This is a genomic window from Bradyrhizobium sp. AC87j1 (assembly GCF_002936975.1).
GTDB lineage: Bacteria > Pseudomonadota > Alphaproteobacteria > Rhizobiales > Xanthobacteraceae > Bradyrhizobium > Bradyrhizobium shewense.
In genome coordinates this window covers 1-23,118 of the sequence record NZ_PTFE01000001.1, presented here as the reverse complement: position 1 = coordinate 23,118, position 23,118 = coordinate 1, and the positions used below count along the sequence as shown (strand labels likewise).

21 protein-coding genes, 1 pseudogene and 2 riboswitches are annotated in these 23,118 nt (G+C 66.3%); of the genes and pseudogenes, 6 read left to right on the top strand and 16 right to left on the bottom strand.

What is annotated here, in order from left to right; genetic code table 11:
- The first annotated feature begins 15 nt into the window (after window positions 1–15).
- A complete protein-coding gene (locus CV770_RS00115; RefSeq protein WP_104460917.1) occupies window positions 16–678 on the top strand; it encodes an aspartate/glutamate racemase family protein in 663 nt (220 codons plus the stop codon).
- On the opposite strand, the gene CV770_RS00110 is transcribed toward CV770_RS00115, so the two are convergent.
- The 5 genes from CV770_RS00110 to CV770_RS00090 form a co-directional block, all read right to left on the bottom strand.
- Window positions 675–1,343, bottom strand: coding sequence for a flavin reductase family protein (locus CV770_RS00110; RefSeq protein ID WP_091952755.1), 669 nt, complete (start codon window positions 1,341–1,343; stop codon window positions 675–677). The two genes, CV770_RS00115 and CV770_RS00110, sit on opposite strands and share 4 nt — an antisense overlap.
- A complete protein-coding gene (locus CV770_RS00105) occupies window positions 1,340–2,272 on the bottom strand; it encodes an N-carbamoyl-D-amino-acid hydrolase (RefSeq protein ID WP_091952758.1) in 933 nt (310 codons plus the stop codon). The genes CV770_RS00110 and CV770_RS00105 overlap by 4 nt, the downstream gene beginning before the upstream one ends.
- Window positions 2,273–2,402: 130 nt before the next feature.
- The gene (locus tag CV770_RS00100) at window positions 2,403–3,698 is read right to left on the bottom strand and encodes a class-III pyridoxal-phosphate-dependent aminotransferase (RefSeq protein WP_091952760.1); all 1,296 of its coding nucleotides are present in this window, start codon (window positions 3,696–3,698) and stop codon (window positions 2,403–2,405) included.
- A gap of 10 nt (window positions 3,699–3,708) precedes the next feature.
- Entirely contained in the window at window positions 3,709–5,289 is a 1,581-nt protein-coding gene (locus CV770_RS00095; RefSeq protein WP_201759638.1) for a hydantoinase B/oxoprolinase family protein, read from the bottom strand.
- Window positions 5,286–7,295, bottom strand: coding sequence for a hydantoinase/oxoprolinase family protein (locus CV770_RS00090; RefSeq protein WP_104460915.1), 2,010 nt, complete (start codon window positions 7,293–7,295; stop codon window positions 5,286–5,288). The genes CV770_RS00095 and CV770_RS00090 overlap by 4 nt, the downstream gene beginning before the upstream one ends.
- 607 nt (window positions 7,296–7,902) lie before the next feature.
- On the opposite strand from CV770_RS00090, the gene CV770_RS00085 reads away from it, so the two are divergent.
- The 3 genes from CV770_RS00085 (at window position 7,903) to CV770_RS00075 (ending at window position 10,318) form a co-directional block, all read left to right on the top strand.
- Window positions 7,903–8,727 (top strand): AraC family transcriptional regulator, encoded by an 825-nt coding sequence (locus CV770_RS00085; protein ID WP_091952768.1) that lies wholly within the window; start codon window positions 7,903–7,905, stop codon window positions 8,725–8,727.
- Window positions 8,728–8,834: 107 nt separating this feature from the next.
- Window positions 8,835–9,527, top strand: a complete 693-nt coding sequence (locus CV770_RS00080) for an O-methyltransferase (RefSeq protein WP_104460914.1) — start codon at window positions 8,835–8,837, stop codon at window positions 9,525–9,527.
- Between the two features lie 122 nt (window positions 9,528–9,649).
- Window positions 9,650–10,318, top strand: coding sequence for a siderophore-interacting protein (locus tag CV770_RS00075; RefSeq protein ID WP_245453633.1), 669 nt, complete (start codon window positions 9,650–9,652; stop codon window positions 10,316–10,318).
- 30 nt (window positions 10,319–10,348) lie between these two features.
- Here CV770_RS00075 and CV770_RS00070 read toward each other — a convergent pair whose 3' ends face one another.
- Both CV770_RS00070 and CV770_RS42365 read right to left on the bottom strand, forming a co-directional pair.
- Complete coding sequence (locus CV770_RS00070; protein ID WP_104460912.1) at window positions 10,349–11,770, bottom strand: PepSY domain-containing protein; 1,422 nt, start codon at window positions 11,768–11,770, stop codon at window positions 10,349–10,351.
- A gap of 12 nt (window positions 11,771–11,782) precedes the next feature.
- Window positions 11,783–14,131 (bottom strand): TonB-dependent receptor, encoded by a 2,349-nt coding sequence (locus CV770_RS42365; RefSeq protein WP_201759637.1) that lies wholly within the window; start codon window positions 14,129–14,131, stop codon window positions 11,783–11,785.
- 118 nt (window positions 14,132–14,249) lie between these two features.
- Window positions 14,250–14,451: riboswitch (cobalamin riboswitch) on the bottom strand.
- 72 nt (window positions 14,452–14,523) lie between these two features.
- Between CV770_RS42365 and CV770_RS00055 the strand changes: the two genes are divergently transcribed.
- Entirely contained in the window at window positions 14,524–15,096 is a 573-nt protein-coding gene (locus CV770_RS00055; RefSeq protein ID WP_201759636.1) for a histidine phosphatase family protein, read from the top strand.
- On the opposite strand, the gene cobT is transcribed toward CV770_RS00055, so the two are convergent.
- The 8 genes from cobT to cbiE all read right to left on the bottom strand — a co-directional run bounded on the left by cobT (window position 15,089) and on the right by cbiE (window position 22,289).
- Window positions 15,089–16,141: a nicotinate-nucleotide--dimethylbenzimidazole phosphoribosyltransferase gene (gene cobT / locus CV770_RS00050; protein WP_104460909.1), complete on the bottom strand. Its 1,053-nt coding sequence runs from the start codon at window positions 16,139–16,141 to the stop codon at window positions 15,089–15,091. The genes CV770_RS00055 and cobT overlap by 8 nt on opposite strands.
- Before the next feature lie 10 nt (window positions 16,142–16,151).
- Window positions 16,152–16,901 carry a precorrin-6A synthase (deacetylating) gene (cobF, locus tag CV770_RS00045; RefSeq protein ID WP_104460908.1) on the bottom strand — a complete coding sequence of 250 codons (750 nt, stop codon included), beginning with the start codon at window positions 16,899–16,901 and terminating at the stop codon, window positions 16,152–16,154.
- A gap of 45 nt (window positions 16,902–16,946) precedes the next feature.
- A complete protein-coding gene (locus tag CV770_RS00040) occupies window positions 16,947–17,624 on the bottom strand; it encodes an energy-coupling factor ABC transporter permease (protein ID WP_104460907.1) in 678 nt (225 codons plus the stop codon).
- A 37-nt stretch (window positions 17,625–17,661) separates the two neighbouring features.
- A riboswitch (cobalamin riboswitch) is annotated at window positions 17,662–17,880 on the bottom strand.
- A 45-nt stretch (window positions 17,881–17,925) separates the two neighbouring features.
- Entirely contained in the window at window positions 17,926–18,657 is a 732-nt protein-coding gene (gene cobA / locus CV770_RS00035) for a uroporphyrinogen-III C-methyltransferase (RefSeq protein ID WP_092256179.1), read from the bottom strand.
- Window positions 18,654–19,964, bottom strand: coding sequence for a cobyrinic acid a,c-diamide synthase CobB (locus tag CV770_RS00030; RefSeq protein ID WP_104460906.1), 1,311 nt, complete (start codon window positions 19,962–19,964; stop codon window positions 18,654–18,656). Before CV770_RS00030 ends, cobA begins: the two co-directional genes overlap by 4 nt.
- Complete coding sequence (gene cobM, locus CV770_RS00025) at window positions 19,964–20,746, bottom strand: precorrin-4 C(11)-methyltransferase (RefSeq protein ID WP_104460905.1); 783 nt, start codon at window positions 20,744–20,746, stop codon at window positions 19,964–19,966. The genes CV770_RS00030 and cobM overlap by 1 nt, the downstream gene beginning before the upstream one ends.
- Entirely contained in the window at window positions 20,743–21,111 is a 369-nt protein-coding gene (locus CV770_RS00020; RefSeq protein WP_104460904.1) for a cobalamin biosynthesis protein, read from the bottom strand. Before CV770_RS00020 ends, cobM begins: the two co-directional genes overlap by 4 nt.
- Complete coding sequence (gene cbiE, locus CV770_RS00015) at window positions 21,108–22,289, bottom strand: precorrin-6y C5,15-methyltransferase (decarboxylating) subunit CbiE (protein WP_104461053.1); 1,182 nt, start codon at window positions 22,287–22,289, stop codon at window positions 21,108–21,110. The genes CV770_RS00020 and cbiE overlap by 4 nt, the downstream gene beginning before the upstream one ends.
- Before the next feature lie 10 nt (window positions 22,290–22,299).
- Here cbiE and CV770_RS00010 point away from each other — a divergent pair, with 10 nt between their 5' ends.
- Window positions 22,300–23,046, top strand: coding sequence for a cobalt-precorrin-6A reductase (locus CV770_RS00010; RefSeq protein WP_104460903.1), 747 nt, complete (start codon window positions 22,300–22,302; stop codon window positions 23,044–23,046).
- Here the strand turns inward: CV770_RS00010 and CV770_RS44000 are convergent.
- Window positions 23,022–23,118, bottom strand: a pseudogene (locus CV770_RS44000) (precorrin-3B C(17)-methyltransferase); the annotation flags it as partial. The gene CV770_RS00010 and the pseudogene CV770_RS44000 sit on opposite strands and share 25 nt — an antisense overlap.

Sequence of the window (23,118 nt, the reverse complement as noted above, 5' to 3'; positions counted from 1 at the left end):
CGCAGGAAGACCATCATGTCCCGGCCGCGCATTCTCGTCATCAACCCGAACTCCAATCCTGCGGTCACGCTGGGGCTGGAGGATGCGTTGAAGCCGCTCGGTTTCGAGGGCGGGCCGGAAGTCGTCTGCCAGACGCTGGCCGAAGGTCCCTTCGGCATCGAAAGCCAGGCGGACGTCGACAGCGTCGCGATGCCGCTGCGACGGCTGGTGGAAGGTGACAACAGCTCGGCTGCCTTCGTCATCGCCTGCTACAGCGATCCCGGTCTTCAGGTCTGCCGCGAAGGCACCGAACGGCCCGTGTTCGGCATTGCCGAGTGCGGCGTGCTGATGGCGCTCGCCCGCGCCGAGACCTTTGGCGTCATCGCCATCGCGCAGCGCTCGATCCCGCGGCACATGCGCTATCTCAGGCAGATGGGCCTGACCGATCGCCTCGCCGGCGAACGGCCGCTCAACATGAGCGTCGCGGAGACCGCCTCGGGCGAAGGCACGCTGGCGAAGATGATCGAAATCGGCCGCGCGCTGCGCGACCAGGACGGCGCCCGCGCCATCGTGATGGGCTGCGCCAGCATGGCGCGGCACCGCCGCCCGCTCGAAGACGCGCTCGGTATCCCCGTGATCGACCCGACACAGGCCGCGGTCACCATGGCGCTGGGTACGGTGCAGTTCTCGGCTCACTAGGCGTCCTTCAGCTCTTTGGCGTCCTGCCGCGCGCGCCATTGCGCGTGGCTCTCGCGCGTCAGCGAAAAAACATCCCGCTGGGTGGTGTAGAGATTGCCGAACATGCGGCCGATCGGCCGGTAGGCGTCGAGATCGACATACATGTTGGCCTCATCCACAAGGCCCTCGCGGGCGTGAACCCTGAGTACCTCGCCGACCAGCAATTCGCGATCGGGCGAGAAGGTGAGCACCACGTGGCGCCGGCATTCGAGCGCGAAGGGTGCGGCGGCGAGGCGCGGCACTTTCACATCGACGGAGGGAAGCGTTGCGAGCCCGGTCGCGGCGACCTCGCTGTCGCCGGAGGGGAAATCGACCGCGCAGTCGTTCATCGTCACCGACAGCGCCTCATCCACCATGTGCACGACGAACTCGCCGTCGCGATGGATGTTGCGGGTGGTGTCCTTCGGGCTGTGATCCGGCCTGTGCTGAAGACCGAGCACGATCAGCGCGGGGCTCTCGGAGAACACGTTGAAGAAGCTGAACGGGGCCGCATTGACCGCCCCGTTCTCGTCCAGTGTCGTCACCAGCGCGATCGGCCGCGGCACGATCACGCCGCAGAGCAGCTTGTAGCGATCGCGCGGATCAAGCTCGCGCAAGGAAATGCCATGATCCGACATCGGCGTCATTTCTCCGGCGGCGGCACCGCGCCGGTTTGGCTGGTGATCAGGCCGTAATGCTCGATCCGGCGATGCTGCGAGAAATTGAAGATCGTGGTCTTGCCGAAATTTGTGGCGTCGAGATCGCAGGAATGGACCAGAAGCTCGTCGTCCTCGGTCCTGGCTTCCGCGACGATCTCGCCGTTGGGATCGACGATCAGGCTGCCGCCGAACAGCGGATGGCCATCCTCATTGCCGGCCTTGGCCACCGCGACGACCCAGGTCGAATTCTGATAGGCGCCGGCCTGCACGGAAAGGCGGTTGTGAAACAGGCGCTTCTCGACGCCCTCCTCGCTTCGCTCCGCATTGACGGAGGGCGTGTTGTAGCCGATCAGCACCATCTCGACGCCCTGCAGGCCCATCACGCGATAGGTCTCGGGCCAGCGCCGGTCGTTGCAGATGGCCATGCCGATGATGCCGCCCAGCTCGCGCCAGACGTTGAAGCCGAGATCGCCGGGCTCGAAATAGCGTTTCTCCAGATGCTGGTGCGAGCGCTTGGTGTCGTAGTCCACATGGCCCGGCAGATGGACCTTGCGATATTTGCCGACGATCTTGCCGGACTTATCGGTCAGAATAGCGGTGTTGAAATGATGGCCGTCCGGCGTCAGCTCCGCATAGCCGAAGTTCATCGCCATCTGGTGCTGCGCCGCGCGCTCGAACAGCGGCTTCGTCGCCGCGTTCGGCATCTCGCGCTCGAACCAGATGTCGAACTCGGCGCGGTCCTCCGCGTACCAGCGCGGAAAGAATGTCGTCAGCGCCAGTTCCGGATAGACGATCAAATCGGCGCCCTTGCTCTTGGCGTCGTCCATCAGCGCGATCATGCGCTTGACTACGGCCTCGCGACTATCGGCCTTCTGGATCGGGCCCATCTGGGCGGCGGCAACATTGACGATACGCATCAGCGATTTCCCGGTGATCTCTTGGAGGAAGTGAAAGCTTCAACGAATTGCCGGCGCGTGCAGCATAACGCGGCACCGCCGAAGGTTTCCAGCCGCATGGGCTGGACAGTTTTTGTGGCGTGATCGGCGCTCATCGGTGCTCCTCGTCGGCAACATCCAGGCCATGATCGAGCGCGTCCAGAAGCCGGTCGGCCTCGTTCTCCGAAATGACGAGCGGCGGTGCCAGGAACAGCGAAACCTGCTCGCCGCTGGTTCCGATCACCGCGCCGGCTTCCAGCGCCCGCGTCGCGACGCGCGAGGCGATCGGCACTTCGGTGGTGTCGGCGTGCCAGGAGCGCCAGTCCGGTCCGTGCAGCTCCACCGTCCAGTGCAGCCCCTGCCCCGCTACGCGCTGCACGCTGGGATGTTTCTGCGCGATCGCGAGCAGGCGGCGGCTGAACAGCTTTTCGAGGCTCTTCACATGCTCGAGAATCTTCTCTTCGCTGATGACCTTCAGGTAGGCGCTGACCGCAGCCATGCTGATCGGATGGCCGCGCAAGGTGCCGTAGTTTTGCCAGCTCGTGCCTTTCAATCGCTCGACGATCTCTTTCGACACCACGACCGCCGCCACCGCGGCCGCGCCGCCGCCGAGTGACTTTCCGAGCGTCACGATATCGGGGCGACTTTCGGCGCCCTGAAACGCGAACCAGCGCCCGGCCCGGCCCGCGCCGGTGACGACCTCGTCGGCGATCCAGTATGAGCCGGCCTGTCGCGCACAGCGCGCCACTTCGTCCTGATAGGCGCCGTCGTAATAGATGCCGCCCTGGGTGTAGTCGATGATCGTTGCCGCGGTATCCGACAGCAGACGCGTGGCGTCGGCCAGATATTCGCGCGGCGGCTTGTTGTTGGCCGGCCCACCGTAGATCGCGCCATCCGGCGCCGGCAGGATTCGCACCGGCGCCATCGGCGCCGGCAGCCTGGAGCCGCCGGAGTGCACCGCAAGGCCACCGTGCCATTGCGGCTGCACGGTCATGCTGCGCGACAGGCCCGTGATGCCGTGATAGGCACGCTCGCGTGTTGCCAGCGCCGAGCGCTGCGTCAAGGCCTGGCAGAGCGACAGCGCCATATCGTTGGCCTCGCTGCCGCTGATGCAAAAGCGCACTGCGCCGACCCAATCCTCCTCGCCGCCGAACGCCGTCGCCATCAAATCGTCGGCGGCCTGCTCGCGGCCGACCCAGGTCCAGCCCTCGTTGACGACGGGCGTATCCGCCGCGCGGCGGATCGCCTCCACCATCGCGGGATGACGGTGACCGAGACCGCCACCGGTGTTGCTGCCGTCGATGAGCTTGCGGCCATCCGCAAGATGAAAATAGACGCCCTCGCCGCCGACCACGGCCATGGGCGCGCTGTCGCCCGCGTTCAGCCCGGTTCGCAACAATTTGCTCATCGCAATCCCTTCACTCCGCAGCTTCAGCGCCGTAGCCGCCGCCGCCGCAAGTCTCGACGGTGACGAGATCGCCGTGCTGCAGCACGAGGTTAGATTTGCCGTCGATCGCGACGCTTGCGCCCTGCCTGACAAGCGAGATGCGACAGGCCTTGCCGGGTTCACCGCCCTGCATGCCGAACGGCGGAATCACCATGCGCTCGATGCAGGTGGTCAGATGCATCGACGGAGCCAGAATGCGGTAAGCGCGCACGACGCCATCGCCGCCGCGATGGGCGCCGGCGCCGCCGGATTGCCGGCGAATGGCCTGCTGCTCGAGGCGGATCGCGTAGTTCGCCTCGATCACCTCGACCGGCGTGTTCGAGGTGTTGGACAGATGCACCCGGGTTGCCGAGATGCCGGCCCGGTCATGACGCGCGCCTTCGCCGCCGCCGTGGACCTCGTAGAGCATCTTCCAGGAACCGTCCTGCCGCGGCTGCGCAAAGAACAGGACGCCCGCGGTGGTCGCGCCGCCCGCCGACAAGCGCTCCGGAATGGTGTCTTGCATGGCGCGAAAGATCGCATCGACGATGCGCATCGACGTCTCGTGGTTGCCGGCGGCGACGGAGGCCGACCAACCCGGCTCCAGGATCGAGCCCGGGCGGGTGATGATGGTCAGGGGACGGAGCGCGCCCGCGTTCTGCTGCATGTCGCGCCCGCTCATGATGCGCGCGGCATAGGCGACGGCCGACCGCGCCATGAACGGCGTCGTGTTGCAGAAATTCGAGACGCGGTCACAGCTCCCCGAAAGGTCGAAGGTCGCCTCGTCACCGGCAATGGTAATCCTGACGTGGATACGCGCGGGCGCGTCGTTCACGCTGCCGTCGTCGAGATGGTCCTCGCCTTCGTAGACGCCATCCGGCAAGGCGCGCAACGCCTCGCGCATCTCGATTTCGGAGAGATCGTGCAGGCGCGACTGCGTCGCGGTGAATACCGCCTTGCCGTGCTCGCGGCAGAGATCGACGATGCGCCGTTCGCCGGCCTTTGTCGCCGCGATCTGCGCTAGCAGATCACCCTCACAGGATTCGGCGTCCCGAACATTGGCCTTGAGCAATTGCACGATCGGCGCGTTGACGCCGGCCGCGGTCGCGATCAGCACCGGCGGAATGCGCATCGCCTCCTGGAACGTGTCGATCGCCTTGGCAAAATAGCTGCCGGGCCAGGTGCCGCCGATATCGGGCCAGTGCGCGAGGCTGACCGCGAAGGCCACGATCTCGCCGTCGACGAAGACGGGGCGGACGACCTTGACGTCGTTGAGATGATTGCCGCCGAGCGCGCCGACATTGTAGATCAGCACGTCACCATCATTCAGGCTGTCGCGCGGCACCACCTTCAGCAATTCGGGGACGGTGTAAGCCATCGCGCCAAGGTGGATCGGGATGTCGCGGCCCTGCCCGACCAGGCCGCCATAGCCGTCCGTGATCGCCGACGACAAATCGCCGGCCTCGCGCAGCAGCGGCGAGCGCGCCGACCGCGTCATCACCAGGCTCATCTCCTCGGCTGCCGCGGAGAGCCCGTGCCTGATAACCTCGACGACGAACGGATCGAGCTTCATGTTGCCCTCCGCGTCAGGAACAGATTGCCTGAAACGTCCGGCCTCGCCTGCCAGCCCGGCGGCACCACCACAGTCGACCAGGCGTCTTCGATGATCGCCGGGCCGCGGACGGTGTCGGCCAGCGAGGCGCGGTCGATGATCCCTGTCGCGATGTCGTGGAAGCCGTCGAACGAGCAGAGGCGCGTGCCTGACGACATCGCCCTCGCCGCCGTCGCCGGCCGGCTCACCACTGTTGTCGACGGCCGGCGCGCCTGTACCCGCACAGATTCGATGACGCAGGGCTCGCTCGTCGCATAGCCGAAGAGTTCGTGATGCCGCGCCAGAAAATCCTTCTTGAGCCTGATCACGTCGAGCGGCAGTGCGAGCGGGACTGGAATGGCGTCATTCTGCGCCGCGTAACGCATCAGCGCCACCAGCTCGATCTCGATCTCCGCCTGTGCGACACCGTTGGCGATCAGCGGCACCGAAGCATCGTCGATCAACGCTCCAATGCGCTCCGATACGCGTACGAGATCGATGCCGTCGAGACCGGCGCGCAAAGTCTGCTGCTGCAGGAAGCTGAAATCGGCGGTGAGGCACCCCAGCGCCGAGAACGCGCTCGATGCGCTGGGCACGACGACCTGCGCAATCCCATAGAGATCGGCGAGTCCTGCGGCATGCATGGGGCCGCCGCCGCCGAAGGCGAGCAGCGTGCAGTCGCGCCCGTCGATGCCGCGCTCGACCGTGACGCGGCGCAGCGCGCGGGCCATCGTCGCGTTGGCGACCTTGATGATGCCGAGCGCCGTTTCGGTCAGGCTCAACCCCAACGCCCCCGCGATCGGCGCGATGACGCGCTTGGCGGCCTCGATGTCGATGCCGATGCGGTCGCCAAGCTTCGTTTCGGGATTGAGATAGCCGAGCACGGCGTTGGCGTCGGTGATGGTTGGCTCGGTGCCGCCGCGGCTGTAGCAGGCCGGACCCGGCTCGGAACCGGCACTCTCCGGCCCGACCGTCAGGCCACCCGGGCCGTTGCGCACGATCGATCCGCCGCCCGCCCCGATCGAGTGAACCGCGAGCATCGGCTGGCGCAGCGGCTTGTCGCCGAGCATGCGGCCGTCGGTCATCTCGGCCTGGCCGTCGACGATCAGGCACACATCCGTCGTGGTGCCGCCCATGTCGAAGGTCAGCATGCGCGGCGTGCCGAGCTGGCGCGCGATGCTAACCGACGCCGAGACGCCGGCGGCCGGGCCCGACATCGCCATCACGAGCGGGCGGCGCTTCACCGCGGAGATCGGGATCATGGCGCCGGCGGAATGGAACACCTGCAGGCCGGGGCCAATCGGCAGCCGCTGCTCCAGCTCGCTCAGATATTCCACCGCAATCGGCATCGCAGCCGCGTTGAACACGGTTGCCGAGGTCCGCTCATATTCGCGTGCCTCGGGGTTGACCTCATGCGACAGCGAGACATGGGCGACGACGTCCTTGAGGCACTCGCCGAGCATTTTTTCGTGCACGGGATTGGCATAGGCGTGAAGCAGAGCCACCGCGACGCTCTGAACGCCGGTCTCCTTCAGCCAGGCCACCAGGCGCTCGATCTCCGCTTGTTCCAGCGGCTTCAGCACGCGTCCCTCGTGATCGAGGCGCTCGGCGAGCCCGAAGCAGCACTCAGGCAGCACGAGCGGCGGCGATTTCGGCGGAACGTCGAGACGGTAGAGATCGCGGCGGCGATAACGCGCAATCTCGAGCACATCGGCAAATCCCTCGGTCGCGACCAGCGCCACCTTCGGCAACCGACCCTCGACTATGGCGTTGGTCACGCGCGTGGTGCCGTGGACGAAGCGCTTGACCTCGCTTCTGCGCAGGCCCACCGCCTCGATCGCCTCCAGCATCGCCTGAACCGGAGCGGCGGGGCGCGACGGCACCTTCGCAATTCGCGCCTCGGCGGAATCGCGCCGGATCGCGATGATATCGGTGAAGGTGCCGCCGATATCGGTGCCGACCTCCCAGTGATTTTCGGAGGAACTCATGTGCGGGGACAGCGACAGATGAGGTCCGAACCGGACGTCGGGCTGTTACCGTCCATCGCGACATCCAATGCCCAACCGAGAGCGCTCATCATGCATCCCTTGTCTTGCCATTGTCCGCGAGTGTGCGACAGAGCGGTCAGGTCGGGATAGAGCCAGAGTTGTCGCAAATCACCGGGCCGCGCTGCGAGCCGCAAGTTCGGTTGCACGTTTTGGTGCAGCTGTGCCCGCGCGGAGAGCATGCAGATGTCGACTGCTGGACGCCAGCAGAGTGCATCGCACCACGGATTTTTCGGCGCAAACCGTCACGTCCGTTGCACTGCAATCCCAACGTCCAAAATCATCTGTCTAATTTGCAGGCGATCGAACGGCGCTGCGCGAGGTTCGGATGCCCATGAGCTATGCACGGCAGGCGGCTCAGCCTTTCTTTATTGTACGGTCAGTAAGCGAGGATATCGTCCGGTCCGATCGATGGGCGACAGCACAGCCATCCGTTGGGACGAGCTCGTTAGAAACCATCGAGATTCGGACGTCCTGCGTTGAAAGTCGCGATCACGGGCCAGATATTGCCTGAACCAGCCAGTCAAATTCGGATCCACCTTCGCCCACCATGCCCTTCTTCCGGCTCAACGACGACCATATGAACCCCGATGATCTCGGGGATTTCGACCCTGAAACCGTGCCGCGCGCCGTCGCCGCTTTCGGGGGCCACATGGTCACCAAGGGCATGGAGCTGGCCATGCACGAGCATCGCAAGGACGAGCTCGTCCTGACCATGCGCGGCCTCGTCAAGCTGGAGGCCGGACACGGCGTCTGGATCGTCCCGCCGCGCTGTGCGGTGTGGATTCCCGGGCATGTTCCGCACAGCGTCAGCGTCGCCGGCGACGTCGAGATGCATTGCCTGTTCGTCGAACCGGACGCGGTGCCGGCGCTTCCGCGGCAATGCTGCGCGCTGACGATCTCGCCCTTGCTCGAGCGTTTGCTGGTGCACGCCACCCACATGCCGGTCATGTACGATCCCGACGGCGCCGACGGCAGGATCGCCGCGGTGCTGCTCGACCAGCTCTCGCTGGCTCCCGCCGAAGAGCTGCGCTTCCCCATGCCGGCCGATGCCAGGCTGCGCCGTATCGCCAGCGCGATGATGACTGATCCTTCCGATCGCGCGACGATTGAGGATTGGAGCCGGCGCATGGCCGTCGCCCCGCGCACCCTCACCCGCATCCTGCAACGCGAGACCGGCATGAGCTTCGGCCGCTGGCGCCAGCAGCTCCACATCCTGATCGCGCTTCAGCGCCTCGACCAGGGCGCATCGGTTCAAGCGGTGGCGCTCGATCTCGGCTATGAGGGGGCCAGCGCCTTCGTCACTATGTTCCGCAAGGCGCTGGGCAAGCCGCCGGCGCGATATCTGGCCGAACGCCGCATCGGCGCACACTGACCGGAATTCGCAATCGATTGTCCCGTTCGCGGAATGCGGTCTGAGGGACCATTTCGTATCCAGGCTCCGAAGCGCCAGGCGGGCGCATTGGCAAGGAGCCGACCGACATGGATTCACTCAGCAAGGGCGTCATCGCCGACGTCCTCCATCGCCTTCACCAGGAAGCGGAGATTGCCGACGGGCAACTGATGCAAACCTTCGCGAATGAAGCGAAGAGCCGCGATGAGATCATCAGCAAGGCCATCGCAGCCGAGAGCCGCGATCTGAACGAAGTCTATCGCGGACTCGCGGATAATTTCCTGAGCGTCTCTCCACGGTTCGGACGCTTCCTCTACATGTGCGTCCGTGTCTGCAAGGCAAAGCGCATCGTCGAGTTCGGCTCCTCGATGGGGATTTCCGCGATCTACATGGCGGCGGGCCTGCGCGACATCGGCGGCGGCCGCCTGATCGGGACCGATCTCGAACCCGGCAAGATCGAGCGGGCACGGGCGAACGTCGCCGCCGCGGGGCTCGCCGACCTCGTCGAGTTCAGGCACGGCGATGCGCGCGAAACGCTCAGCTCCGGCCTTGGCGCCGAGATCGACATGGTGATGCTCGATGGCGCTTTCACTCTCTATCTTCCTATTCTCAGGCTGCTGGAGCCGCACCTGAAGCGCGGCGCGCTCATCGTCGGCGAGAACGCGCTCGAAGAAGCCTCGGGTTATATCGACTACGTGCGCGATCCCGAGAACAGTTACCTCTCACTATCGCTGCCGTTCGAGCCGGGACGTGGCAACGAATTCACGATCAAGACCAGATGATCGGCACGGAGGTGAACCCTGTGATGGAGCCAAACTTGAACGAGCCCGCTCACGAGCCACAAACGTCCGAGCCATCGCGGGCACCGCAGGGACGGCTCACACGGATGTTGCTGCGATGGCTGATGCGTCCTGCACACGTTGCAGGCGTCAGGACGCTCTCGGCGCGTTTCCGGCTCGTCGAGCTCGAAGGCGAAGCGCTCGAGAACGTCGCCTGGACGGCCGGCGAGAAGATCCAGGTCGCGATGGGCTCGGGCCTGAGCGCGCGCACCTATACGCCGATGTCGTGGGACGCTCGCAACGGCAGAACGCGGCTGCTCGCCTTTGCACACGGCGAAGGCCCCGGCAGCCGCTGGGCCAGAGGTCTGCGCGAAGATGACACCTGCCAGTTGTTTGGTCCACGCCGCTCGTTCGACCTTGCCGACCTCGGAGCGCCCATCGTTCTGTTCGGCGATGAAACCTCGTTCGGCCTTGCGGCGGCGTTGCGCGACAGCCTGCGGGCTGGCGGCGCACTGCATCTGTTCGAAGCCACTGATATCGCAGAGTCGAGATTGGTGCTGGACTCCATCGGCCTCGGCCAGGCCAGGCTAATCGCACGCAGCGCCGATGATACCCATCTTGCAACCGCCGAATCCGAGTTGCTCCGCCTTGCCGCAAACGGCGCACAGTTCGTCCTGACCGGCAAGGCATCCTCGATCCAGCGCATCGGCCGCGCCTTGAAGGCCGCCGGCGTCGCGTCATCGCGGATCAGGGCAAAAGCCTATTGGGCACCGGGCAAGGCCGGTCTGGATTAGAGAGGAGCCGATGTGACCGACGGCCATTAGTCAGGACCGCAGGCGCCGCCAGCCAATCGCGATCCCGGTGACGGAGAACGCCAGTCCCAACGCACAGAGTCCGACGATCAGGACATCGCGCAGACGCGGATGCGCCAGCAGGACCGGAAAATCGAGCGTGTGGAGCGCGCTGTAGAACCAGCGATAGGCCCGCCGCGACGAATCCAGCCTTTGCAGCACACTGCCATCGGCACCGTCGATATCGAACCAGAGGTCGCCGCAGCGCGAGCGGTAGGCGGGCGCACCCGGGATAGCCGATTGCGCGGGGTAGTCGTCGTTGCCAGCAAGAACGGACGGCGCGCCGCAGCCGGCGGCAAGGCGCGCCGCCAGACTCTGGATCTCATGCACGTCCACAAATTCCGTTGGTCCGTCGCGGGACGCGTCCCCTGCCTTGATCAAGACCTGATGGTCAAGGCTCACCCGATCGCGGCGATAGACTTTGCCGTTGAAGGCAAACCATTCGATCTCCCGGGCCGAGGGCGATATCGGCCGCCGATCGAGCCATGAGGCAGCCGCCCAATCAGGCAACGCGTTCATCACGCCGGCTTCGGCCGAGGTCAATTGCCCCCGCGAGAACAGCCGGCCGTGATCCATGGAGAGCCAGCCGCTCAGACTCCACGTCAGCACGAACATTGTTGCCGTGAGGCCAATGACGTGGTGCAACGCGTGCCAGCCACGATAGGGCGAGGACATCCGGCGCCCTCGCAGCTGCACCCGCGCGATCCCGAGCACCGCACCAAGCATCGCCGCGATCAGGGCCAGCAATGACAGTGTCCAGACGACACGATCCCACAGCGACCAGTTGCTTCTCAGGACCGTCGGATAAATCCAGTGCAGCACACTGCCAGCCCAATTCCAGCCCCGCTCGCGCCGCCTCGTGTCCAGGATGACCTCGCCGGTGGTCGAGGAGACATAGACTTCCGTCCCGGCAGCATCGCCGAGGGTCACACGAAACAGCGGCCGGTGGCGATCGAAGCCGTTCGGCACGCTCCACTGATCATGGTCCGAACGCGCAACGACCGCGGCCTGCGCGGCATCGAGCCCGCGATTGCGCCCGTGCTCCCGCGCGATGGCAAGCGCGGTATCGGCAATTGCGACCGACGCATCCCCTCCGTCGGAGGCGCGGACCGCGCGCGAATGCGCTGGTCCCGACACGATGTAGACCGCTGCATCGCTCCGCTGGATCAGCCGGACGCGCACGGCGTCGGTGACCCCACTGGCAGCGACCGCCTGCGCAACCGGGATCCTCGCCGCTCCGCGATCCATTGGCGCAAGGCCGGCCAACCGCTCCGCTTCCGTCAGCGACGGAAACGGAACGAAGTGCATGACGATCCCCGTCGCGAACCACATCGCGAACAGCAGGCAGAACGCGATCCCGAGCCAGCGATGCGTAAGGACGATCGCGCTCATCATGTGGTCAGCGCCCTACCATTTGAACGCGGCGGAGAGCTCGTAGGTCCGCGGCGCGCCCAAGAGGATCTGGTCGGGATAGAATGGATCGCCCCAGACCGCATAGCGCTTATCGGTGATGTTGCGCACGCGGAAGGTCAGGCGGGCCTGGTCGACCGCATTGAACACCGTCTTCGGGATGTCGACGAACGCGTAGACGTCGGCGACGGTATACGCCTTCATCGTCACGACATTGGCATCGGTGTTGTAGCGATCGCCGACATGGCGGCCGGTGATGCCGAGCTCTACCGGCCAGGGCGTGAAGAACCGGTACGACGCGCCGGCATTCGCCACGATGCGCGGCACGTTCGGCGGCGTATTGCCGGAGAACGAGCCGCCGACGAAATTGTAGTCGGCATAGCGGGCATCGACATAGGCGATGTTGCCCCACAGGCGCAGCGGATCGATCGGACGGACCGAGGCGGCAAGCTCGACACCCTTGGATTCCTGTCGTCCGGCGATGTTGAGCGCCATGCCGCCGGCCGCGGCATAGACGTTTTTGCGCACGATGTCGTAGGCCGAGAACGACCACTCCGCCCTGTTGTCCCAGAACAGATGCTTGACGCCGGTCTCGTAGGTCCGCGAGGTCGTGAGGTCGAGCGGCTGGGTCGGCAACAACAGGAAGCTGGTGTTCGCGGAGACGTCGGCGCCGGTGGCGTACTGGCTGAAGAAGGTCAGGCCGGGCACGGCCTCCCAGGTATAGCCGATGCGGCCCGTCACCGGCGCCCAGTCTTTCGTGAACGGGAAGCCCGCGTTCATCAGGCCGGCGGTATCCGTCGAGTTGCGATCCAGCCCGATGTGCTCGACGCGCAGGCCGCCGATCAGCGCGAAGGTCCGCGTCAGCTTCAGCCGGTCCTCGAACGACAGCGCCTCGTTGTCGATCCGCGCGGTCTGCTGCTTGGTCGTGAGCAGACCGTAGAAGCCGCGGTCGGGATCGACCAGCGAAACATAATCGTTCGGGAAGTTGGCCGCGCCCGGCCTGACGAAGTCGAGATAGCTCGACGAAAGCGTCGTGACCAGGCGGTTATCGAAGCCTGCGATATCAGCGTCCCAGATCAAATCGGTGATGTTGCCGACGAGGCGCTGGCTGTGCGCGACATAGAAGCGCTCGCGATACACCTGGTTGTTGGTGGAATCGAACGCCTCGATCTCGTTGTTGAACCAGGTGCGCTCCGCGCCGTAACCATAGGCCTGACTCTTCAGCGTCAGGCCCGGCGCCAGCTTCAGCTCGAAACCGCCGCGCAGCCACACCTCCTGCGCGACGTTGCGATTGTCGAGAACGTTGTAATTGGTGTTGAAGGTGCGGTCGTCGATCGTGACCGCGCCCAGGTCGGTCCTGTTGAAGTAATTGCCGGAGACGATCCCCGTCGTCGCATGCGAGCCGCTGAAGGCGATCGGCACCAACGGCGCGCCCCAATAGGCCTTCGAGCGGTCTTCGCGATACTCGATTGCGCCCCAGATCTTGAGACTGTCGGAGATGCGATAGTTGAGCTGGCCCGACACGTCGAGCATCTTGGTGTTGGTGTCGTCGGCAAAGCCGTTGAGCGCGGAGCGGCTGACGTCGAAGCGGTAGTCGAGGCCTTGGACGTTGGTGCTGCCGCCCGAGCCGTAATGCGCGCGAAACGAATTCAGCGAATCCCAGGAGAAATCAGCTTCGTTCCGGATCGGTCCCGTGTGCGGCTGCTTGGTCACAAAATTGATCGCGCCGCCGGCGGCGCCCTCGCCCGAGATCAGCGATGCCGGGCCCTTCAGGAATTCGACGGCCTCCAGATTGGCGGTGTCCATGATCCGTGAGGTCATGTTCTGCGGGCCGATCTTGATGCCGTTGTAGAGCGTGTTGATCTGGCTGTTGGTGAAGCCGCGCATCGAGAAGGCGGAAGGCTCGGCCGGATTGTCGCCGGCGGTGACACCGACCGCGCCCTGCGCCACGTCGGACACGGTGCGATAGCCCTGCTCGCGAATGGTCTCGGCGGAGATCACCTCGACGGTCGCGGGCGTCTCGCGCACCGTCAGGCCGAGCCGCGAGGCGCTTTCGGCGACGGCATTGCTGTTGAGCGGCGTCGGAGGTGCCGCAGCCGGCACGACGGGCTTCGGCATCGCTGCTGCGGCCGCCGGCCTGCGCGCTGCTGCGCGGCGCGTGCTCTGCGCCTCCCGGCCGGCAGGTTTGGCCTGCTTGCGGGATAGAGCCGGCGATACTTCGACCGGCGGCAGGGGTTCACGGGCCTGCTGCGCCAGCGCAGCGGGCAGATCGAGAGCGGCAAAGGATGTGAGTGCCGCGGAGGCGAGCAGGAATTTTCGCGGTCGTACGATACGGATGGAAGACACGGTTTTTCGGACCTCGGTATGACGTCAGTGGCACGTCACAGCGAACGAGGTCTCACCTTTTGGCTCTTCAGCCGTCCGATGAAGCCGAATGTCTGTACTCCCCGACCGACATCTTCGCGTGTGACCGCGGCTGACGGCAGGTCTCCTGGCTCGCGGGTCATTACCACTTCGTCGCCTTCCCGGGACCGAGGACCCAGTGGCTTATGACGAAGGATTATCCGCTCACAGTTGCGGGGGCAGCCACGGCGTTGGGGACAATGTCCCCGCACCGTATTCCCTTTTCATCCCCTCTCGGGGAAACCGTCGCAAGCATCTAGGATTACCATCACAACAGAGTCAATGTGCCAGTTGCGGCGTTATGGCCACAACGACCAACTTCCTTGGAGATGAGCATGGAAGGCGAGACCTTCCTCTGGCTGATACGACACGCGCCCGTCGCGGGCGTCACAGGCACCATCCATGCCACCGACGCGCCGGCCGATCTCAGCGATCGCGTGCAATTGGACGCTCTGCGGCGGCGTCTGCCGCGGGATGCCGCCAGCTATGCCAGCCCGTCGCGGCGCACGGTCGAGACGGCGCGCGCATTGGGGCTCGAACCGGACTTGGTCAGTGAATTCCGCGAACAGGATTTCGGCGACTGGACCGGCCGCCGGCACGACGAGCTCAATGCCACCGGCGGCGACGCCTATGCGCAGTTCTGGAGCGATCCGGCTGCCGGACGGCCGCCGGGCGGCGAGAGCTTTGCGGATCAGGTCGCGCGTGTCCGGCTGGGTCTGTCGCGGATCGCAGCCGGATCGGCCACGCTCGTCGTGCATTCCGGCACCATCCGCGCTGCGCTCTGCATCGCGCTGGATCTCACGCCACAGGCCGCCCTGCGCTTCGTGATTGATCCGCTGTCGCTGACCCGGATCGATCGCCTCGCGGCCGGCTGGCGTGTCGTCTCGGTCAATCAGCGGATCAGCTAGGTCTGTCAGGCACATTGGCCTGCGCAAACGTCGCCATGCCGTTGTGAAGGCTACAGGCGAGCCGAACCAGCGGCAGCGCGATGGCCGCGCCCGATCCTTCGCCGAGCCGGAGATCGAGGCTGATCAAGGGCTGCACGTTCAGCGCGCGAAGCACCAGCCTATGGCCCTGCTCCGCTGATTGATGTGACGGCAGCAGGAACGGCTGGCACGACGGGTTGAGCCGCACTGCTGCGAGCGCTGCCACCGATACGATGAAGCCGTCGATCAAGACGGGGATGCGGCGCTGCGCGGCCGCGATGATCGCACCTGAGATCGCCGCGATCTCCAGGCCGCCAACGGCGCATAGGATTTTTTCGGGCGCCGCGCCCGCGACGCCGTGATGCGCAATCGCCGCGTCGATCACCCGCGCCTTGTGCGCGCGACCCACCGCATCGACGCCAGTGCCGCTGCCGGCGATCTCTTCGGCGCTGATGCCGAGCAGGCTCGCCGCGATCGCCGCCGACGTCGTGGTGTTGCCGATCCCCATCTCGCCGAAGATCAGCAGATCCGGCTTGCCCGCCTCGGCACGTGAAACCGCGCGCTGGCCAGCCTCGAAGGCGAACGCCAGCTCCGCAGGCGTCAGCGCGGCGTCCACGCTGAAATCGCGTGTGCCAAGGCGCGGCTTGTCGGTGATGACACCCGCCATTGCCTCTGTTGCCAGCGTTCCGGCATCGACGACGTCCAGGCTCGAGCCAAGCTCGCGCGCCAGCACCGAGATCGCGGCGCCGCCAGCGGCGAAATTCGCCATCATCGCGATGGTCACGGCTTGCGGATAGGCCGAGACGCCCTGCGCGACAATGCCGTGGTCGCCGGCGAAGATGATGATCGGCACCCGCGCGGTACGCGGCTGTTCGGTCGCCTGCAGGCCCGCAAGCTCGATCGCGAGCTGCTCCAGCCGGCCGAGTGCGCCGGTCGGCTTTGTCAATTGCGCCTGCCGCGCGATTGCCGCCTCGCGATGGACGGCGGAGACGTCGGGGCAGTTTCGGGTGACCCATTCGGGGAGCATACTGCCTCGCTTACGGCCTGCGCTTCAGAATGTAGCTGTCCATGATCCAGCCGTGCCGCTCGCGCGCTTCCTGCCGCGCCGCGACGATGCGCGGGCCAACCTCGGCGAGCACGCCGGACATGACGATCTGGTCGGGCATGCCGAGATAGGCGCCCCACCAGATCTGCAAGCCTTCCGGATCAAGCGATTGAAACGCCGTGCCGCCATCGAGCATCACCACCACGGTGTCGACACCTTGCGGCCAGCCGCCTTCACGCAAACGCCGCCCGGTCGTGACCAGAAAGGGCTCGCCGATGTCGTTGAGCGGCAGCGCATGGGCCGCGCACAGCGCCTGGATCGAGGTGATGCCGGGCACGACTTTGATCGTCGGCAACGGATTGAGCCGCCGCGCAATCCGCAACGAGGAATCATAGAGCGAGGGATCGCCCCAGATCAGCAGCGCAACCTTGCCCTCACCTTCGAGATGGTTTGAGACCGTCTGCGACCAGGCCGCGGCAACCGCATCGTGCCAATCGTCTACGCCTTTGCGGTAGTCAGCTTCAGCGACGTCGCGCACGGGAAGGTCGAACTCAGCGATGGCTGTCTTGTCGCTGGTGAGCACATCCGCGCAGATCGTCCGCCTGAGATCGGCGAGATCGGACTTCGCCGTTCCCTTGCGCGGGATCAGGACGAGATCAGCGGCGTTGATCGCTCGAACAGCGGCGCGCGTGAGCTGGTCGGGATCACCGCAACCGATGCCTATCAAAGAGAGCGTGAGCATCGCGAACGCGACGGGCGGCCCTGCGGCCGCCCGCTCGCTTGTCTCTCAGGCCGCGTTGTGCAGGCGCGGGGTGACGAGGCCGGGCGCGGTGACGCCGCGCAGCGACTTCGCCAGCGCCAGCACCGCGAGATCGGCGAGCGGCTCGATCACGATGACCAGCGCATAGGACGCGGCGAACGTCGCGATGTTGGCGAGATTGGTCATGGCAAAACCGGAGCCATAGACCGCCCAGAACGCCACCCAGGCGATCACGCCGGCCTGGTAGGTCGTCGAGAGCGCCAGCGCCTGCCGATACTTCAAATCGACATAGGCGGTGTTGCGCGAAATGATCCGTGTGGCGATCGCCTGGATCGCGAACAGCGGCACCAGCAGCGTCGTGACGTTCATGCCATATTGCGGGATGTCGACCGGCTCGAAGAAGACGCCCTGGAGCAGCAGGCCGAATGCGAGGCCGAAGGCCGCGGGCGCCGCACCGAACAGCAGGAACAGTGTCGAGCCGAGAATGAAGTGCACCTCGGAGACGCCGACCGGGAAGTGCGGCAGGATCTCGAAGAAGGTGAAGACAAGGACTGTGGTGGCGAGCGTCCGCGCCGCGAACGACGTGATGCCCTGCTCACGCACGGTCTCCACCGCGAGCTTCAGCGCAACGCCGCCTGCGGCGATGCCGGTTGCGTAACTCAACACGAGCTTGGCGCCCGTCACGACCCCGGGTTCGATATGCATGGCTCAATTCCTTCCTGCCGTCACACCCGACGGCCTTGGCCTCAAAACGTGCAGGGCCGGTCTCCTGGCTCGCGGTTCCCCGGGATTTCCGGCCTTCCCGGACCTTGCGGCCCAGTGGCTGATCGGAGTCCCTCACCGCTTACAGTCGCGGGGGCGGCTGGGGTTTTGGGCGCCGCAACTGGGTCCGCCCACCCCCATTCCCGATTATGCTCCGGCGCTTTGCGCCGCGTCGAGCACCATGCCTCTCTTGTGTGCCCCTTTCGCTGAGCCTGCGTCAAGGGGCGAGCGGCGGCCAAGGCCGTCATGACGGATAATCCCCCGCCAGCGCCCCAAACAGGATCACGGCGGCCGTCGAGGCGGCGCCGCCGCGCGCAAGCTGCTCGGCAAGCTCGGCGATGGTGGTGCGGACCAGCCGTTCGTCGGGGCGTCCGAGGGATTCGGCGAACAGCGCGGGGGTATCCGCAGCGAGCCCGTGCGCGATCAACTTTGCGACAAGCGCCGGGAAGGTGCGCCGGCCCATATAGACCACGGTCGTCGCTTCAGGGTCGGCCAGCGCCGCCCAGTTCAGGTTGGGCGGCAGCTCGCCGGTGACATCAGCCCCGGTGACGAACTGCACCCGGCGCGAGGTATGGCGCCGGGTCAGGGGAATGCCGGCTTGCGCCGCGGCAACACAGGCCGATGTCACGCCGGGAACGATCTCGTAGCCGATGCCGGCCTCACGCAGCGTCTCCAACTCCTCCTCGAGCCGGCCGAAAATGCCGGCATCGCCCGACTTGAGCCGAACCACGCGCGCGCCGGTTGCGGCATAGTCGACTAGCAAGCGGTTGACGTGGTGCTGCTTGGTCGAGGGACGCCCTGCCCGTTTCCCCACCGCGACGAGATTGGCGCCGGGCCGGGCGAGATCGAGGATCGCGCCGGAGGCAAGATCGTCATAGAGCACGACGTCGGCTTCGCGCAGCCGCGCGGCGCCCTTGAGCGTGAGAAGCTCGGGGTCGCCGGGTCCGGCGGAGATGAAGGAGACGAATCCGCTCACCGGTCCTCCGCGATCAGATGAAAGAACGTGCCGGTGGCGTGGCCGCGCTGCGAGCCGGTCTCGGCGATGACTGCGCCAGTCGCATCATGCACTACGGCCAGCGGCATGTCCGGCTGGGCAAGAATGGTCGAATAGTGGAATTCGTGGCCGCGCAGGCGCGCGCCGGAGCGATGTCCCGGCATCGGCGCGGCGAGTTCGGCCAGACGATAACCGAGATGCATGCGACGCTTGGCAAAGCTCGTCTCGAGGCCAAGCAGGCCTGTCATCTCGTGGCGGACACCGTCCGCGTCGGTCAGAGCGGTTCCCAGCACCATATAGCCTCCGCATTCGCCGTGCACCGGCCGCGTTTCGGCGAACGCGCGCAGGCCGCTGCGAAAACGCGCATTGGCCGCGATCTTGCCGGCATGGAGCTCGGGGTAGCCGCCGGGCAGCCAGCACACGTCGGCGCTCGCGTCGGGCGCCTCATCGGAGAGCGGCGAGAATGTCGAGATCTCCGCGCCCGCCCCGCGCCAGGCTTCCAGCATATGCGGATAGACGAAGGAGAACGCCTCGTCGCGGGCCAGCGCAATGCGCTGCCCCGGCGGTGTCACGTTCAGCCCATTCGCGGCAGGTTGCGGCGACCAGCTGGCAGCCGATCCCAGCACCGCATCGAGATCGACATGCTCGGCAACGAAGCGAGCGGCCTCGTCGATCAGCTTGCCGATCTCGCCCTGCTCTTCGGCCTGCACCAGGCCGAGATGTCGCTTCGGCAGGTTGATCTCGGCGTGACGCGGCAGCGCGCCGAACACGGCAATGCCGACGCCGTTGAGCGCACGCCGCACGAGATCTTCATGGCGCGGGCTGGCGACGCGGTTGAGCACGACGCCGGCAAGCCGCACACCGGGGCGATAATCGCGAAGGCCTGCGGCGATCGCCGCCGCGGTCTGCGCCTGGCCGGAGGGATCGATCACCAGAACCACTGGCCAGCCCAGCAACTCCGCAATGTCGGCGGTGGCACCGGTGCCGGAGACACCGCGCGCGGCGACGCCGTCGAACAGGCCCATCGAGCCCTCGGCGAGCACGATATCGGCGTTCGCGCCGCGGCTGACGAGATGCGAGATCGCCCCGCGGTCCATCGCCCAGCTATCGACGTTGACGGAAGCGCGTCCCGTAGCGGCGGCGTGGAAGGCGGGATCGATGTAATCGGGACCGCTCTTGAAGCACTGCACGTTCAATCCGCGATTGCGCCAGGCGCGCGCGAGCGCCAGCGTCACCGTGGTCTTGCCGACGCCGGAAGCCGGTGCGGAGATGACGAGCCCTGCCGCCATCACGAGGCCTCCGGAAAGCGTGGCTCGGCACCGACAGGCCGATAGCGGCGATCATAGTCGGCAGCATAGAGGCGGCTCTCGTCGAAATCCGCAGCGCCAAGCGTTCTGCCGACCAGAATGATCGCGGTGCGCTCCATCTCGGTGCCGACGGCAGCATCGAGCGTAGCAAGCGTGGCGCGGACGATGCGCTGGTCCGGCCAGCTCGCGCGCCAGACGATGGCGACCGGGCAATCCGCGCCATAATACGGCGCGAGCTCGGCGACGACCTTGTCGAGCAGATGGATCGACAGATGGATCGCCAGCACCGCACCGGTCGCGGCGAAGGCTGCCAACTTCTCGCCCTCAGGCATCGCGCTGGCACGGCCCGGCGTGCGCGTCAGCACCACCGTCTGAGCAAGCCCCGGCAGCGTGAGCTCGGCTTCCAGCGCTGCCGCAGCGGCGGAGAAGGACGGCACACCAGGTGTCACGGTAAACGGAATGCCAAGCGCGCGCAGGCGGCGGAGCTGCTCGCCCATCGCCGACCAGATCGAGAGATCGCCCGAATGCAGGCGAGCGACGTCCTTGCCCGCCGCATGCGCGGCGGCGATCTCGGCAATGATCTCATCGAGCGACAGCGGCGCGGTATTGACGATGCGCGCGCCGGGCGGACAATGGGCCAGCACGCCCTCGGGGACCAGCGAGCCGGCATAGAGGCAGACCGCACAGGCCGCGATCAGGTCGCGCCCCCGCAACGTCAGCAGATCGGCCGCGCCCGGTCCTGCGCCAATGAAATGCACCGTCATGCGCCGTCTCCTTCCGCAATCGCCGCGGTCGCGGTGCGATCCTGCGAGACAACACGTGTCGAGATCAGCCGTGCACGCGGCCCGGCCGCAGCGAGAGCTGCTGCTTCGGCGACCGATCCAGTGCCGAACTTCTCCGCCACAAGATTGGACCAGGTCGGCGTGGCGATACCGGCCAACATGTCGGCCGGAACAGCCTTGATCGGCACGCCGCACTCGCGCGCGAGCTGCTTCAGCGGCTCCGCGTCGGCCTTGTCGCTGACAGTTGCCATCGCCGTGAGGCCTTCGGGATCACCCGCCGCCAGCAGCGCTTCGCGCAGCGAAGCGAGAGTGACATCTCTCCTGAACCCAAACCCGGCCACCTTCATCGGACCGTACTCCACTGCACCACCGGCCGTGCCGCCTCCCAGGACCGGTAACGGCCGAGCGGGCCGGCATAAGCGATGTCGACCCGCATCAGCTCGCCGCCGTGGCGCTGGTGCAGATCGCCGAGCAACGCTTCCGTCTCCAATGTGACTGAATGTGCAACCAGCCGTGCGCCCGGTGCAAGCCGCGACCAGATCGCATCGAACATCGCGATGTCGAGACCGCCGCCGATGAAGACCGCCTCCGGTGCTTCGAGGGCCGCGACAGCTTCGGGCGCCCTCCCGGTGACGACGGTGATCCGGTGCGAAAGTCCAAACGCCGCTGCATTGCTGCGGATGTTCGCGACGCGATCCTCGCGCGGCTCGATCGCAGTCGCCGCCCCGCCGCACAGCGCCCACTCGACCGAGATCGACCCCGAACCGGCGCCGATATCCCACAACCGTTCGCCCGGACGCGGCGCCAGCGCCGAGAGCGCGAGCGCACGCACCGGCCGCTTGGTGATCTGGCCGTCGTGGACGAACAGATCGTCAGGACGCCCCGAGGCGTGGGGCATACCATGCGTGCCCTTCGCCTCAACGGCGACGGTGACCAGGTTTCCAGCGGGATCACCGGCGAAACCGTCGGCGCGATATTCTTGGATGCTTTCGCGCGGACCACCGAGTGCGGCGAGCGTCCAGAAGGTCGAGGCACCCCATCCGCGCTCGCTCAACCATTTTGCGAGATCGCTTGCCGCTTTCCCATCGCGCACGAGGCAGATGATGCGCGCTCCTCGCGTCAGATGCGGAACGAGACGTTCGAACGGTGCGGCGTGAAGCCCGAGGCAGACGGCGGATTCGAGCCGCCAGCCCAGCCGCGCGGCCGCAAGCGAGAAGGTCGACGGCGCGGAATGCGCGATCCACTCGCCGGCTTGCAGCTTCTCGGCGAGAGCTGCACCAGCGCCATGCCAGAACGGATCACCGGAGGCGAGCACCGCCGTCGGCCTGCCGCGGCTGCTCAGAACGATATCGGCGTCGAACGGCACCGGCCACGGACGGCCGCGGCTGCCGACGCCGACAAGCGCGAGATGCCGTTCACCACCGAAGACGGTTTCGGCCTCGTTGAGCGCCTTTCGGCTTGCTTCCGACAGCCCGGCAAGGCCATCTTCGCCGATACCGATGATGGTCAGCCAGGGATCAGCCAAGGAATCAGCCATGACGCACGCCCTCATTCTGGGCGGAACTGCCGATGCGAGCCAACTCGCGGCGGCAATCGCGCGCGCAGGCATCGAGGCCATCTATTCCTATGGCGGCCGCACCCGCGCACCGGCGGATCAGCCGCTGCCGACCCGCATCGGTGGCTTCGGCGGCGTGAGCGGGCTCGCCGACACCATCCGCAGCGAAGGCATTACGCATGTGATCGACGCGACGCATCCTTTCGCCGCGGAGATGAGCCGCAATGCGGTCGAGGCGTGCGCGGAAACCGCCACACCGCTGATTGCGCTGGAGCGCGCGCCTTGGACGAAAGCGCCCACCGACAACTGGATCGAAGTCACGGACGTCAGCGTCGCGGCCGCTGCGCTGCCCGAGGCGCCCGCAAACGTGTTCCTCGCCATCGGCCGCCAGCACATCGCGCCGTTTGCGATGAAGCCGCAGCATGCCTACACGCTGCGTTTCGTCGATCCGCCGGAAGCGCCGCTGCCCTTCCCCGCTGACGTGATCGTGTCGCGTGGACCGTTCACGTTCGACAGCGAGATCGAGATGATGCGCGAACGCGGCATCGGCTGGATCGTCGCCCGCAATTCCGGCGGCGACGGCGCGCGCGCCAAGATCGACGCGGCCCGCAGGCTCGGCCTGCCCGTGATCATGATCTCGCGGCCGAAGCTGCCCGAGCGGCTGCGGGTCGAGAGCGTGGCCGAGATCATGCAGTGGCTCGGTCATCGCACTTGCCTCGGCGCATAGACCCAGCGGCCGACCCGGCGCGTCTGCGAATTGCCGACGATCACCAGCGTGCGCATGTCGGCCATCTCGGGC

Bases quoted from the DNA above. Each gene is read 5' to 3' on its own strand.
- CV770_RS00010 (WP_104460903.1), top strand. From the start codon at position 22,300: ATGACGCACGCCCTCATTCTGGGCGGAACTGCCGATGCGAGCCAACTC.
- CV770_RS00040 (WP_104460907.1), bottom strand. From the start codon at position 17,624: ATGCATATCGAACCCGGGGTCGTGACGGGCGCCAAGCTCGTGTTGAGT.
- CV770_RS00095 (WP_201759638.1), bottom strand. From the start codon at position 5,289: ATGAAGCTCGATCCGTTCGTCGTCGAGGTTATCAGGCACGGGCTCTCC.
- cobT (WP_104460909.1), bottom strand. From the start codon at position 16,141: ATGCTCCCCGAATGGGTCACCCGAAACTGCCCCGACGTCTCCGCCGTC.
- CV770_RS00080 (WP_104460914.1), top strand. From the start codon at position 8,835: ATGGATTCACTCAGCAAGGGCGTCATCGCCGACGTCCTCCATCGCCTT.
- CV770_RS00100 (WP_091952760.1), bottom strand. From the start codon at position 3,698: ATGAGCAAATTGTTGCGAACCGGGCTGAACGCGGGCGACAGCGCGCCC.
- CV770_RS00075 (WP_245453633.1), top strand. From the start codon at position 9,650: ATGCGTCCTGCACACGTTGCAGGCGTCAGGACGCTCTCGGCGCGTTTC.
- CV770_RS00090 (WP_104460915.1), bottom strand. From the start codon at position 7,295: ATGAGTTCCTCCGAAAATCACTGGGAGGTCGGCACCGATATCGGCGGC.
- CV770_RS00110 (WP_091952755.1), bottom strand. From the start codon at position 1,343: ATGACGCCGATGTCGGATCATGGCATTTCCTTGCGCGAGCTTGATCCG.
- CV770_RS00085 (WP_091952768.1), top strand. From the start codon at position 7,903: ATGCCCTTCTTCCGGCTCAACGACGACCATATGAACCCCGATGATCTC.
- CV770_RS00105 (WP_091952758.1), bottom strand. From the start codon at position 2,272: ATGCGTATCGTCAATGTTGCCGCCGCCCAGATGGGCCCGATCCAGAAG.
- CV770_RS00020 (WP_104460904.1), bottom strand. From the start codon at position 21,111: ATGAAGGTGGCCGGGTTTGGGTTCAGGAGAGATGTCACTCTCGCTTCG.
- CV770_RS00115 (WP_104460917.1), top strand. From the start codon at position 16: ATGTCCCGGCCGCGCATTCTCGTCATCAACCCGAACTCCAATCCTGCG.
- CV770_RS00055 (WP_201759636.1), top strand. From the start codon at position 14,524: ATGGAAGGCGAGACCTTCCTCTGGCTGATACGACACGCGCCCGTCGCG.
- cobM (WP_104460905.1), bottom strand. From the start codon at position 20,746: ATGACGGTGCATTTCATTGGCGCAGGACCGGGCGCGGCCGATCTGCTG.
- cobF (WP_104460908.1), bottom strand. From the start codon at position 16,901: ATGCTCACGCTCTCTTTGATAGGCATCGGTTGCGGTGATCCCGACCAG.
- CV770_RS00070 (WP_104460912.1), bottom strand. From the start codon at position 11,770: ATGATGAGCGCGATCGTCCTTACGCATCGCTGGCTCGGGATCGCGTTC.
- CV770_RS00030 (WP_104460906.1), bottom strand. From the start codon at position 19,964: ATGGCGGCAGGGCTCGTCATCTCCGCACCGGCTTCCGGCGTCGGCAAG.